The organism is Ulvibacter sp. 2305UL32-6, from assembly GCF_058148545.1.
This window is the reverse complement of sequence record NZ_JBYVKA010000001.1, coordinates 223,323-236,598: the sequence shown is the minus strand read 5'-3', so window position 1 is coordinate 236,598 and position 13,276 is coordinate 223,323. Positions and strand designations below refer to the sequence as shown.

General features: G+C 38.6%; 13 protein-coding genes and 1 tRNA gene. 5 read left to right on the top strand and 9 right to left on the bottom strand.

Translation table 11 applies throughout. The features are described from left to right. Positions 1-14 precede the first annotated feature (14 nt). The 5 genes from ACY2RU_RS01140 to ACY2RU_RS01120 all read right to left on the bottom strand — a co-directional run bounded on the left by ACY2RU_RS01140 (position 15) and on the right by ACY2RU_RS01120 (position 4,266). Complete coding sequence (locus ACY2RU_RS01140) at positions 15-455, bottom strand: nitrous oxide reductase accessory protein NosL (RefSeq protein ID WP_490136565.1); 441 nt, start codon at positions 453-455, stop codon at positions 15-17. Further along, a complete protein-coding gene (locus tag ACY2RU_RS01135; RefSeq protein WP_490136564.1) occupies positions 452-1,066 on the bottom strand; it encodes a hypothetical protein in 615 nt (204 codons plus the stop codon). The genes ACY2RU_RS01140 and ACY2RU_RS01135 overlap by 4 nt, the downstream gene beginning before the upstream one ends. Before the next feature lie 108 nt (positions 1,067-1,174). Continuing rightward, positions 1,175-3,136, bottom strand: coding sequence for a Sec-dependent nitrous-oxide reductase (gene nosZ, locus ACY2RU_RS01130; RefSeq protein WP_490136563.1), 1,962 nt, complete (start codon positions 3,134-3,136; stop codon positions 1,175-1,177). A gap of 40 nt (positions 3,137-3,176) precedes the next feature. Continuing rightward, the gene (locus ACY2RU_RS01125; protein WP_490136562.1) at positions 3,177-3,752 is read right to left on the bottom strand and encodes a fasciclin domain-containing protein; all 576 of its coding nucleotides are present in this window, start codon (positions 3,750-3,752) and stop codon (positions 3,177-3,179) included. A 7-nt stretch (positions 3,753-3,759) separates the two neighbouring features. Then, complete coding sequence (locus tag ACY2RU_RS01120) at positions 3,760-4,266, bottom strand: c-type cytochrome (protein WP_490136561.1); 507 nt, start codon at positions 4,264-4,266, stop codon at positions 3,760-3,762. 154 nt (positions 4,267-4,420) lie between these two features. On the opposite strand from ACY2RU_RS01120, the gene ACY2RU_RS01115 reads away from it, so the two are divergent. Further along, a complete protein-coding gene (locus ACY2RU_RS01115; protein ID WP_490136560.1) occupies positions 4,421-4,855 on the top strand; it encodes an RrF2 family transcriptional regulator in 435 nt (144 codons plus the stop codon). A gap of 234 nt (positions 4,856-5,089) precedes the next feature. Here ACY2RU_RS01115 and ACY2RU_RS01110 read toward each other — a convergent pair. After that, a tRNA-Arg gene (locus tag ACY2RU_RS01110) sits at positions 5,090-5,163 on the bottom strand. A 187-nt stretch (positions 5,164-5,350) separates the two neighbouring features. On the opposite strand from ACY2RU_RS01110, the gene ACY2RU_RS01105 reads away from it, so the two are divergent. Both ACY2RU_RS01105 and ACY2RU_RS01100 read left to right on the top strand, forming a co-directional pair. Continuing rightward, the gene (locus ACY2RU_RS01105; RefSeq protein WP_490136559.1) at positions 5,351-6,325 is read left to right on the top strand and encodes an NAD(P)H-dependent flavin oxidoreductase; all 975 of its coding nucleotides are present in this window, start codon (positions 5,351-5,353) and stop codon (positions 6,323-6,325) included. 9 nt (positions 6,326-6,334) lie between these two features. Beyond that, complete coding sequence (locus ACY2RU_RS01100; RefSeq protein WP_490136558.1) at positions 6,335-6,850, top strand: adenine phosphoribosyltransferase; 516 nt, start codon at positions 6,335-6,337, stop codon at positions 6,848-6,850. On the opposite strand, the gene ACY2RU_RS01095 is transcribed toward ACY2RU_RS01100, so the two are convergent. The 3 genes from ACY2RU_RS01095 to ACY2RU_RS01085 form a co-directional block, all read right to left on the bottom strand. Further along, the gene (locus ACY2RU_RS01095) at positions 6,847-6,999 is read right to left on the bottom strand and encodes an SsrA-binding protein (protein ID WP_490136557.1); all 153 of its coding nucleotides are present in this window, start codon (positions 6,997-6,999) and stop codon (positions 6,847-6,849) included. The genes ACY2RU_RS01100 and ACY2RU_RS01095 overlap by 4 nt on opposite strands. A gap of 68 nt (positions 7,000-7,067) precedes the next feature. Then, on the bottom strand, positions 7,068-9,038 hold the full coding sequence (locus tag ACY2RU_RS01090) for a M56 family metallopeptidase (protein WP_490136556.1): 1,971 nt from the start codon (positions 9,036-9,038) through the stop codon (positions 7,068-7,070). A 1-nt stretch (position 9,039) separates the two neighbouring features. Continuing rightward, a complete protein-coding gene (locus ACY2RU_RS01085) occupies positions 9,040-9,396 on the bottom strand; it encodes a BlaI/MecI/CopY family transcriptional regulator (protein ID WP_490136555.1) in 357 nt (118 codons plus the stop codon). 241 nt (positions 9,397-9,637) lie between these two features. On the opposite strand from ACY2RU_RS01085, the gene ACY2RU_RS01080 reads away from it, so the two are divergent. Beyond that, positions 9,638-10,588: a calcium/sodium antiporter gene (locus tag ACY2RU_RS01080; protein WP_490136554.1), complete on the top strand. Its 951-nt coding sequence runs from the start codon at positions 9,638-9,640 to the stop codon at positions 10,586-10,588. Positions 10,589-10,848: 260 nt separating this feature from the next. Continuing rightward, on the top strand, positions 10,849-13,035 hold the full coding sequence (locus ACY2RU_RS01075) for a glutamine synthetase III family protein (RefSeq protein ID WP_490136553.1): 2,187 nt from the start codon (positions 10,849-10,851) through the stop codon (positions 13,033-13,035). Positions 13,036-13,276 lie beyond the last annotated feature (241 nt).

The window sequence follows — 13,276 nt, the reverse complement described above, 5'->3', positions numbered from 1 at the left end:
AAGGAATGATAGGTTTATCTCTTTAAATACGCCTTGAGGGAATCCCAAGTATATAATTCTCCTTCTTTTTCTGCTTGTACTTTCTCTGCGCTTTCTCTTGTTTTAAAAGCTGTTAGATTTGCCCCCATAGGGCTAGGAAGTTTATTGCTTATTAAAAAGACAGCATCTTTTGTTTCAATAAACTCTGTTGGACCTTCATAATAATTCGTAACGAGTGTTGCGATAGGCAAGTCTTTATTTTCTGCCATGTAGTTCAGCATACACTCTGTTGCATCAAATTTGAATACCTTTCCCTTATCGGTGATCAGTTCAGAGCCATGGATCTTATCGACAATGGTCATTTTACAAAAGTGGCAGCCGTCGTTTCCGTAATCAATGGCTTTCGGACTTTTGCTACAGGCGCTAAGTATTACGAATCCCAATACAATTAATATGGTCTTGTTTAAGTGTTTCATGAGTTGACTTTTTTTGCTCGTTTCCCCAAAAGATAGGCAAAAAGAGTGAATAACATTCCTAATCCCATTAGATAACCTCCCAGTCGCGGATAGGAGTAAGCATCAAAATTTAATAACTTTTGATGTCCTAACAACGGAGGTTTATAACTCATAGGGGTGCCATCGGGATTTTGTAATTTCATTATAGCGTTTGGATCGAGATTGGTTCCGTAGTCCATCATCCAAGCATTAAAATCGTACATGCCCAAAATACCTAATATAGTCATCACAATGAGCCAGCCAAGAAACCAGTGATAGCTTACTTTTTTGAATAGTCCTAGTAAACCTATAATAACTCCCAAGGTTGCCATTGTGCCTATTACAATAGGGAAAACACTAAATTCCCACATATCTTTAGGTTTTGGAATGGTTTTCATGCCAATATAATGGTTGAGTCCATCAATATTTTGAATGTCAAATTCGTTCATTCCCTGAATCCCATTGATATAGATATTCATTCCCAAAGGTTCTGGATATTGAGGAGCGCCAAGCATGATATTCCATAGGGGAAATACAAACAGCCCTGTCAATAATAGAGCACCAATTATCATTAAAGTACTTGCCTTTTTCATTTTTATAAGTTTATTGGAACTACGCTTTGCGAAGCGTGTATATTGATACGGGAGTTTAATAAGCAGGCAGTATATTAGAAACTGCCTGCTTAAAAACAACCATCAAAATTAGTCTCCTAGAGACCAACTCAATTCTATGTTAGAATTTGCGGGTGAAACTCTAACATAACCCTGCATTTCTTGGTGCAATGCACTACAGAAATCTGTACAGTAAAATGGCCATACACCTACTTGCTTAGGCTCCCAAATAGAAGTTTTGGTCTGTCCTGGCATCACTAGTAATTCTGAAGTGTTTTGTCCTAACATCGCAAATCCGTGAGGCACATCAAAATCTTGCTCGTGATTGGTAATATGGAAATACACTTTATCACCTACTTTGACACCTTCAATATTATCTGGTGTAAAGTGGCTACGTATGGTAGACATATAAATATGTACTTCGTTCCCTTTTCTTTCTACTCTTGCCTGATCTGGACTTGTTACTGCGTATGGGTGCTTGTTTTCATCTAACCTGTAGATCTTTTTTGATTTAGGGGCTAAGATGCTCGCTGGAATTCCTGCAGCATAATGAGGTTCACCGTGCGTTGGGAAATCATAGAGGAGTTCCATCTTTTCACCCGTAATATCGTAAAGCTGGGCAGAGTGCTCCATTTCCGGACCTGTGGGCAAATATCTGTCTTTGGTGATCTTATTCATTGCGACTACATATTTTCCAAATGGTTTTCTTGAATTTCCTCCGGGAATCATTAAGTGACCCACCGAATAGTAGGTAGGTTTTCTGTCAATAACTTCCCAAGTGCCAAGTTTCCATTTGACTACTTCCGAAGAAATAAAGAATGTAGTATACGCATTTCCTTTACCATCAAACTCCGTATGAAGTGGTCCTAAACCACCACTCTTAACGGTTCCGGCCAATACATCTTCAAACTTTAGAATGGGAATTCCGTAAGCTTCTCCGTCAAACTTTTTACCTTCAATTGCAGCGATCATTTTATCAAATGAGTGCACAGTCAAGTCTGCTGAAAGTTTACCATTCCCAATAATATATTGTCCTGTAGGGTCTACATCACAACCGTGAGGTGATTTTGGAGTAGGTAAGAAATAAACGGCACCAGGTACTTTAAGCGGATCTACCGTTAGCACTTCTTTGCGTATTGTTGAGGTCGCTGTGTGAGTTGCTTCATCATATACATTGTGGGCATAGTTTGCTGGCATTTTTGTACCTCCGCCATTATTCACATATTCTTCAATTTTTTTCCAATTTACCGCAGCAATAAAATCTTTATCATTTTGAGAAGCATTTACTTCTAATAATGAATTTGCTTCCTCCGTATTGTAAGTTGTAAAGAAGAACCATCCGTGTGATTTATCACGACCAGGGTGTGATAGGTCATAATTAAAACCAGGCATTAGCAGCTGAAATTTAATATCCATATGGCCATGTTCTGGGTCGACGCTTATAAAAGAAAGTGCTCCTTTAAAGTTGCTCTTATATTCACTAATAGGCATATCTCTTTGTGGTACAGGAACAGAAAAACGGGTTCCTGCTACAACGTACTCTGTGTTTTCAGTAATAAAAGAAGAACTGTGGTTCCCCGCACTGTTAGGTACTTCAATGATCTCTTCGGTCTCAAAGGTGGTTAAGCTAATTCTTGCAATTCTTGGGGTGTTATTACCATTGATGAAAATCCAACGTCCGTCGAGCACTCCTTTCGTTTGAGAGATGTCTGGGTGGTGCGAGTCATCCCAGGGTACAAACCCATGAGAGGTTTCAAGCATAGGTTTGGTTTCTTCAGAATACCCATAACCCGAAGTTGGAAATTGTGAGAACACAGGAATTTCTTTAAACATTCTACCAGAAGGTAAGCCGTATACAGTAATATTACCACTATAACCTCCAGACATAAATGCGTAAAATTCATCTAATTCTCCTGGTGCAACATAAACCTTTTCGGCTGCACTAGATCGTAATGCGCCGCTAGATGCATCCTTTCCATTATTGTCTCCGCAACTGGTAAGGAGCATTATAGCTCCAATCAGTGTTAATAGTTGAAATTTAATATTTTTCATTGGTTGTGAGTTTTAGTTGTTGTCTTATTTGTTTTTACTATTATTCTGGTAAAATCACCTTGTCTACTACGTGTACAATACCATTACCAGCTTTAATACTTGCTACTATTTTTGCTCCACCTATAAATACGTCTTCGCCCTTAACTTCGACCATAACATTGGTGTCATCTGCCTGTCCTAGTTTTTTGAATTTTTTCAAAAAATCTTTATCGTAGTTGCCTGCCGTTACGTGATGCTTTAGAATGGCCGCTAGTTTTTGCTTGTTTTCGGGTTTTAATAGATCCTCTACAGTTCCAGGAGGTAAGGCGGCAAACGCCTCGTTGGTAGGGGCGAACACCATTAATGGACCTGCATTTACTAATGAATTTTCTAAACCAGCTGCCTGAACTGCAGCAACCAAAGTAGTATGATCTGGTGACCCCATCGCGATTTGTAATACATTAGGGGTTGAACTATCATCTTCAATAAAGGCCTGACCTTTTTGACTATCTGAAACAGCCTCCTGAGTGGTTTGAACAGAGGTTGTTGTTTGCTTTGCATCATTGTCTTTACAGCTGTAAAATGCAATAAAAACTACGAGCAAATAAATTGTTTTATAAATATGATTGATTTTCATACTGATTTTATTTTAAGGTTCGGAAATATTCTAAGATATCGCGAGCTTGAGCCTCGGTTAAATTCTGATTTGCCATTGCAGCTCCATTAAACTCAACAAGTAAGTCTTTAGCGCACTGGTCTTCTTCAGTCATCAATTTTGGATCTAGAATCATGTTCATTATCCATTCCGGACTTCTACGGTCTAAGATACCAGTAGGATTAGGGCCTATAAAGCGTTTATTGGTCTTATGACAAGCTGTACAATTAGTTTTAAAAAGACCTGCTCCTCTTTCTGCCATTGCATTATCAATGGTTGCACTGAGCTCTAAATTTTTGATCTTTCCAACACCTTTGTTGTCAGTTGTGATTCGTTTTGATGCTGGCACTTCATCTGTTGCTGGCGTTTCGGCTTTTTGCTCAACTTTAGGTTTCTCACCAATTTTAAAACTTTTTTCTTTTTTTTCTTCTTTCCCCCCACAGCTTATTAAGATGGTAATTGTGAGAAGGAGTACCAATGTTTTTGTTGCTCTCATGTGTATTGTATTAGGTTGATGTTGTTTTAAATAGGATCAAAGTGGAATATCCCTTTGACATTACAAAAATAGCGGACAAATTTATCCGAATTAATGACTTTTATCATATAACCGACAATTTTATCTTTTTTACCTTTGTAAAAAATTTAAGTCTATGTTTTCGAAAGCTTGCGAATACGGAATTCGTTCCCTGATATATATTACTATGAAATCATCCCACAATGAGCGCGTTAATCTTGTAGATATTTCGACAGCCATCGATTCACCGACTGCCTTTACAGCGAAAATTCTACAAAAACTTGTCAAAAATAATATTGTGGAGTCGGTAAAAGGACCTCATGGCGGGTTTCATATTGCCAAAGAATCTATGGACACCATTAGCCTTTCAGACGTGGTTAAAGCAATTGACGGCGATACTATTTATAATGGTTGTGGTTTAGGTCTTGCAGAATGTAATGAGTTACGCCCATGTCCTTTACATGACAAATTTACACAGGTTAGGGGAGACCTGAAACAAATGTTAAAAACAACTAACCTTAGAAGCTTAGCTGAGGAGTTGGAAAGTGGAAGTAGTGTATTAAGGGTTTAATAATTTTACAAAATTACCCTGATGTATTTATGACCAGCGTTCAATTTCTAGAAGTTTCTACTCAGTTTACGTGATTATTCGCTACGCTCATGATCCAGAAAATCTCCGTAGTCTAAATGAAAAGTCGCAAATTGTAGATTTGCGACATTTTTCGCTAAGCTTCCGAAACATTTGTTTCTCGCTTTTTGAAAAATAAAAAAGTCTGCACATTTGTGCAGACTTTTCCTTCTTTAGTGACCTCGACTGGATTCAAACCAGTAACCTCTTGAGCCGTAATCAAGTGCGCTATTCAGTTGCGCCACGAGGCCATTATTGGGGTGCAAATATATTCCTTTTTCTAGCTATGGCAAAGGAGATTTAGAAAAAAAATAAAAATATCCTTCCTTTTTATTATAAGACTTTAAAAAAATAATACAAAATAATCGCAGTACGTGTAGAACAGCAAGGAGTTGCGTATTTTTGTAATCATCAGCTCACCTTTTATTATCAAATTTTATGACATTAAATAAACAACAGTTCACGCAAAATCTTCAATTGCCTATAGTAGCAGCGCCCATGTTCTTGATCTCCGGACCAGAAATTGTCATTGCATGTTGTAAGGCAGGAATCGTTGGAACATTTCCAGCACTCAACCAACGAACCTCCGAAGGCTTCGAAGAATGGGTCGTTCAAATTAAGACCGAACTCTCCCGATGGGAAAATGAAACAGGCAAAAAAGCAGCACCTTTTGGCGTAAACTTAATTGTTCATCAAACCAATCCAAGGGTAGAAGCAGATCTAAAAATTTGTGTAAAACACCGGGTGCCATTAATTATTACCTCCCTAGGGGCAGTATCACAAGTAGTTCAAGCGGTGCATAGTTATGGTGGAATTATTTTTCACGATGTGATCAAAAAACGTCATGCAGAAAAAGCGATCGAAGCTGGGGTTGATGGTCTAATCTTGGTTTCAGCGGGAGCAGGTGGTCACGCCGGAACATTAAATCCGATGGCATTTGTAAACGAGATTAAAGGCATCTTCGATGGTTTTATTTTGTTGGCGGGCGCTATGAGTACGGGTAATGATGTTGCTTCAGCCATGCAAATGGGTGCCGATCTTGCCTATATGGGAACGCGTTTTATTAATACCAAAGAAGCTAATGCGCCCAAAGAGTATCAAGAAATGATAGAAAGTTCAGAAACTAGCGATGTGGTATATACAGCAGCTATTTCTGGCGTTGCAGCTAATTTTCTTCGGAAGAGCCTCGAGGCCGGTGGAATTCCACCAGAAATGTGGGAAAGCAAAGCTAAGATCGACTTCGGAAAAGAGCTTAACACCGAAGCCAAAGCATGGAAAACTATTTGGTCTGCCGGACAAGGCGTAACGTCAATTCACGATGTTTCTTCGGTTTCCGACTTGATCGAAAAAATGAAAACAGAATTTAAAAACGCCATTAAGAGACAAGCCGAACTACTTAACAAGTATAACTAAAGATAAATCATGCTACAGATAGAGGATTATATTCGCGATATTAAAGACTACCCAAAGCCCGGGATACTGTTTAAAGACATTACTCCACTTTTGGGAAATAAAGAAGCATCTGAAGATTGTCTTAATAATCTACTTGATCTTATTGGGGATCTAAAAATCGATAAGGTAGTGGGTATTGAATCACGCGGATTTTTCTTCGGAATGTTGCTTGCTCAAAAACTGGATGCCGGCTTTGTTCCTGTAAGAAAAGCAGGGAAACTGCCGTTTACGACCTATGTTGAACCGTATTCTCTTGAGTATGGTATGGATTCACTCGAAATTCACGAAGACGCCATAGCACCAGGAGAGCGTGTTTTACTTCACGATGACGTGCTTGCTACAGGTGGAACAGCACGCGCGGCTTGTAATCTTATCAAAAAATGCGGAGGAACTATTGTGCAATGTAATTTTATTATGTCGCTCGATTTTCTTGGCGGAAAGCGCAAACTACAACAGTATAATGTCGCTTCAGTATTACACTATTAATCTAATGCGTTTTTTGTAACCCATAATTTATAACCAAAAAGGGCTAACTGAAACTTAGATGCTTTTGCCAGATCAAGCTTCTTTTTTGTAAAGCTGGGTAAGAGTGCTTTATTGATCTTAGCTAAGGTTTTAAAAAACGATTTCTTCATACTATAAAAATACAAATAAAAAGCCTTTCCAACTGGAAAGGCTTTTTATTATAAACTACTAACACCCATTATAGTTCAATCACTACATTGTCAATAGGAGCGTCGTCATCAGTTTTTGTATAGATTTGTTGTTTACTACCCTTACCATTGTCGGCTTCAATTTTAATACGCGTAATTTTACCCTGGCTATTTCTTTTTACTTTACTGTAATTAAACGAGATTCCCTGAGAAGCAAGGTCGACTTTTAAACGAGACAAGTCGGCATCAGAGGTATTCGAATCAATAATTATTACATGTTCGTTATGGTTGCCGTGAGAAGACTGACTTACATGTGAGCGATTTCCGTTACCGTGACTTATCGTGCTGCTAATATTGTGGTTTTCATGGGCTTCGTGAACTTCACGTTCTTCTTGCTCTTCTCTTATTTCTCTACTTCTTTTACGCATTTCTTTACTGCGTTCGGCCATTTCAGAACGTCGAGATTCCATACGTTCGCGCATCTCTTCTTTGCGTTCTATCATTTCTTGCTTACGTTCCATCATTTCCTCTTTGCGTTCTTCCATTCGTTCAACACGTTCTTCCATACGAGCTACTTTACGCTTTTCATGCGCTTCAGACCAAAATCCTGTTTCGCCATTGTCTCTAGCGTAGAAGAAAAAATCTTCAATAGGTTCTCCATCGTCCCCGCTTACGCTATAGGATCCGCTGTTTCCGTTACCCGAATACGTAATTGATAATGCGGTGATCTCACCTTTGGTATTGCGAGAAACACTATAAGACATATCGAGTTTGTGCTCTTTTTTTAGTGTAGCTTTCATCGCGTCAAATTGCGCATTGGTGGTGTTTTTAGTGACGTCTATTTTTATATCCTTCATAGTATTACCGGTTAAACGCTGAACATTTACGGGCGTCTTTGGATTATTAAGAATAACACTTTGTGATTGCAGGGGTGAAGTGGTTGCCGTTTTTTGCGTTGCTTCGGAAACTGTAACATCTACTTCCGGTTGGGCTATTTCTAAACTGTTTTGAACGGAAAACGCATTGGCTTGCACGCCTTTTGCGGTTGCTTCAGAAGACATTACATCACTATCCATTTCCGAAGAAGAAATAGCGTGTACACTTTCATTGAGCTCAGCTTCGTTGGGCGTTTCCAGAAAGGCGATTTCTTCCTTTACATTAAAACTCCACAGGAACACTGCGATTGCTGGAATAACCAAACTTAATTTAAGTTGGCTGTACTTGTTTGAATTGCTTTTGTTTAACATAATGATTCGTTTTTTGATAAATGATTGATAAAACTGATTGGTAAGCGCTGGCGCAAAAACGGTCGATGAGGCCTTGACCAGCGTTAATTGATACTCTTTTTTTGATTGTACTTGTTGAACTGTTGTGTGATCTGCGAGATATTCTAGGTTGGTTTCTATACTCTTTTTATACGCCCATGACAAAGGGTTAAACCATTGTATCGTACGCATAAGATGTGCTAAGATTAGATCTATTGAGTGCCATTGTCTTGCATGTACTTGCTCATGTTCTAAGATCATACCAAGCTCGTGTTCCGAATGTAGTTTTGGATTGTAAACAATATATTTAAAGAAGGAAAATGGTGAGATGGTTTCAGTAATTGCAATAAAGGTATAGCCGTTTTTAGCGTGTCCGGGATATTTCCGAAGTAAACGTACTAAGGAAATTAATTGTACAGCGAAATGAACAAACATAATGGTGAGTCCGAGAACGTAGATCCAAAGTGCGACATCCCAAAAACTAGGTGTCCAGGCGGCTTCGGTTTGTACTAGGCTGTGTGATATCATGGGGAGTTCGTCTGGAATTGGAGTAGATTCTAGCGTGCTAACGGGTGCCGCAACATACGTAGTTTTAGTAAAGGTCAAAAATGGTAGTGCGAGCGCAGCTAGTATTCCTCCTAAAAGATAATGACGATTGGCCGTAAAAAAAGTGTCTTTTCGTAGTACGATATAATATACTAGGTAGAAAACTGAGAAAATACCAACCGATTTGGCGACATAATTTAGTAGTTCCATGTTACGCGTTTTTTTCTATGAGTGTTAAAATTTCTCGAAGTTCGTCGGCACTAATTTTCTCCTCTTTTGCAAAAAAGGAAACCATACTCTTATAGCTGTTGTCAAAGTAGCGAGACATAGCGATGTTCATAAAGCGTTTGGTGTATTCTTCTTTGCTGACCACAGGGTAGTACTGATGTGTTTTTCCAAAAGCCTGATACGATACATAGCCTTTCTCTTCCAGATTGCGAACAATGGTCGATACCGTATTATAATGATTGTCATTAGGCAGAAGGGCCACAATCTCTTTAACGAAGGCTTTTTCAAGCGACCAAAGCACTTGCATTACCTCTTCCTCTTTATTTGTTAATTGTTCCATACGTCAAACTTAAAACTATTTTTCTAGTTATACAACTATATTTCTAGTTATGTAACGATAAAATTAGTTGTTTATTGTAATTACGAGTCAAATATGATAGATTGTAGGGGGTTGTACAATTTGCATTTAAGGAAATACCTTAGCGTCTCCCAAGTATAGTTAGAATTGATTCTGAAACCCTAACAGATCTGTTTCATCGGGAACATCGATTTTGTATCTTCGCGTTCAGAAATAAAAATACATGAGTATACTATTTGTTTTATTGGGGTTGATCTTATTGGTTGTAGGGGGCGAATTTCTAGTCCGCGCTTCGGTTGCCTTATCTTTTAAGTTGAAGTTGTCAAAAATGGTCATTGGTTTAACGGTGGTTTCTTTTGCTACTTCGGCTCCCGAATTGCTCGTGAGTTTACAAGCTGCTCTTAATGGTTTTAGTGATATCTCCTTAGGAAATGTGATTGGGTCAAATATTGCGAATATTGGCTTGGTGTTAGGTATTACTGCTATGATAGCACCTCTTGGGATCGATAAAGATTTTTATAAATTTAATTGGCCGGTGATGATGCTTTTATCGGTTGGACTCTTCTTTATTTTACAAAGTGGGAATGTAATTTCACGTACGGAAGGTATTGCGCTACTTCTTATATTAGGAGTCTATTTGTATCTCTTAATTCGCCGTGCTCGGAAATCGGCTAAAGAAGATATGGTGGAGGAAGTAGATGATAAGCTATCTCTAACCTCTAATTTTAAAATGATTATCTGGTTGCTAATTGGGGGTTTAGCACTTTGGGGTGGTAGTGAACTTTTGGTTACGGGAGCGGTAGATCTTGCCACGGCCATGGGGGTTAGCGAACGTGTCATTGCAGTAACCATGATCGCAATTGGAACAAGTGTACCAGAGTTGGCTGCCTCGGTAATTGCTGCCTTGCGACGAGAGAAAGCATTATCCTTAGGAAATCTAATTGGTTCTAATATTTTTAACATTGCCTCAGTATTAGGATTAACAGCCGTGATTCAACCTATAGTTGTTAAAAGTCAAGAAGTTTTAACCAATGACATTTGGTGGATGCTTGGATTTGCTGGAATTCTTATTCCGCTGGCGTTTCTTCCAATTAAGCTTGAAATAGGCCGATATAAGGGACTTTTACTTGTAATTGCATATTGCGCCTTTATTAGCTTAGCCTTTATCAACTAATTTTTCTTTCTCAAATTAATATTTTTCTTACTTATGATCTTCGTATCGAGATAGGAGTTTTCTGTCTATGATCTTGTATCTCCTAATTATATAAGGGTATTTCTTTTAAAGGTATATGATTTGTAATTTTTCTAGCGCAAAATAGGGGGTCTGTTCATAAAATCATCATTTTATTAATAACTTAACACTAAAAATTAGGGGGTGTATGCTTAAAAATTATATTTTTGCGCTCTTAATCTAAATAATTTAAAGCACATCTTATGTCTACATTGCGTTTTCATGCCATTAAAGAAACCTTTAAGCGTCAGGTAATCGACGTACAAGAACCTGCAAGACGTTCTGATATCTTCGGAAAGAACGTTTTTAACGACGGCGCCATGCGTCAATATCTTACAAAAGATTCCTATAAGAGTGTCAAAGATGCTGTTGAAAACGGATCTAAAATTGATCGTGCTGTAGCAGATCATATTTCAACGGGAATGAAAGAATGGGCTATTTCTAAAGGAGCTACTCATTATACACACTGGTTTCAGCCATTAACTGGGACAACCGCCGAAAAACACGATGCCTTTTTTGAAACCACAGATGATGGCGGCGCTATTGAAAAATTTGGTGGTGGTGAGCTGGTTCAGCAAGAGCCAGATGCATCGAGCTTTCCAAATGGAGGTATTCGAAATACATTCGAAGCACGTGGGTACACGGCTTGGGATCCTACTTCACCTGCCTTTATTTATGGAACAACCTTATGTATTCCTACAGTGTTTGTTGCTTATACAGGAGAAGCTTTAGATAATAAAACACCTTTACTACGTGCGCTGCAGGTAGTTGATCAAGCTGCCACAGATGTAGCAAAATACTTCGATAAAAATGTGACGAAGGTGAATCCTACGTTAGGTTGGGAACAAGAATATTTTTTGATCGATACTGCTTTGGCTAAATCACGTCCCGATATTATGTTTGCGGGCAGAACCCTTTTAGGTCACACTTCGGCTAAAGGACAACAATTAGACGATCATTATTTTGGCTCGATCCCAACACGTGTTTTAAACTATATGCGTGATCTGGAAACTGAATGTATGTTATTGGGTATTCCAGTAAAAACACGTCATAACGAAGTAGCGCCTAACCAATTTGAATTGGCGCCTATTTTTGAAGAAACAAACTTAGCTGTAGATCATAACTCCTTACTAATGGATGTAATGAGCAAGGTAGCAGATCGTCACTTCTTTAAAGTGTTATTTCACGAAAAGCCATTCGCAGGTATTAATGGAAGTGGAAAACACAACAACTGGTCGTTAGCTACCAATACAGGCGTAAATTTATTAGGTCCGGGTAGTACACCCATGAAGAATCTTCAGTTTCTTACCTTTTTTATCAATACCATTAAAGCGGTTAACGAGCATGAAGAATTATTACGTGCTGCAATTGCTAGTGCGAGTAATGATCACCGTCTAGGAGCAAATGAAGCGCCTCCTGCGATCATTTCAGTGTTTATTGGTTCACAGCTTACAAATGTGCTGGATGAATTGGAGAAGGTCACTAACGGAAAATTATCTCCGCAAGAAAAAACCGACCTTAAATTGAACGTAGTTGGCAAGATCCCAGAGATCTTACTTGATAATACAGATCGTAACCGTACTTCACCATTTGCGTTTACTGGGAACAAATTTGAATTCCGTGCGGTAGGGTCTACAGCAAACTGTGCTAAGCCAATGACTGTTTTAAACACGATCGTTGCAAGACAGTTGATCGACTTTAAAAAGCAAGTTGACGCGCTTATCAAGGATAAGAAGATGAAGAAAGATGACGCCATCTTTAATGTGTTGAGAGAATATATCAAAGACTCTAAGCGAATTCGTTTTGAAGGAGATGGTTATGGTGAAGCTTGGGAAGTAGAAGCAAAAAAGCGTGGTCTTAGTAACAACAAAACAACGCCAACTGCTTTAAAAGCACAGGTTTCAAAAAGAACCATTGCGCTTTACGAAGACCTAGGCATTATGAGTAAGGTTGAAATTGAGGCACGTCATGAGATCGAAATGGAAGAGTACGCAAAACGTATTCAAATTGAAGGTCGTGTGTTAGGTGATATTGCAAGAAATCACGTGATTCCAACAGCGATTCGCTATCAAAATATTTTGATCGAAAACGTACAAGGGATCAAAGATATCTACGGAAAAGATTTTAAAAAACTAGCAGGTGAGCAAATGCGCCTTATTGAACAAATTAGTGGCCATATTGAAAATATCAATCAAGGGATCACCAATATGATCGAGGAGCGCAAAAAAGCAAATAAACTCACCGATATCGAAGAATGTGCACATGCATACTGCGATGTAGTAAAGCCATTTTTTGATGAGATCCGTTACCACTGTGATAAGTTAGAATTGTTGGTAGACGACGAGATCTGGCCACTTACAAAGTATCGCGAGCTATTGTTTACACGTTAAATATAATTGAAATGCAACTTAAAAGACTGTCTGAAAAGACGGTCTTTTTTTGTTAGTAGATTACTGATTTCAATACCGAGCTCCCAACTTTAAGCTGTAACTTTTCTTCTTTCTTCGGAAATCACAAGCTCGGTGGTATTGCTATAGTAGTAAATATTGCTAGCGACCTTTAGTAGCTAGGCCATGCAAAATTTGCAGTGACAGTCACCCGTTTCATTTCGGAACATTTTGGCGGTACCCA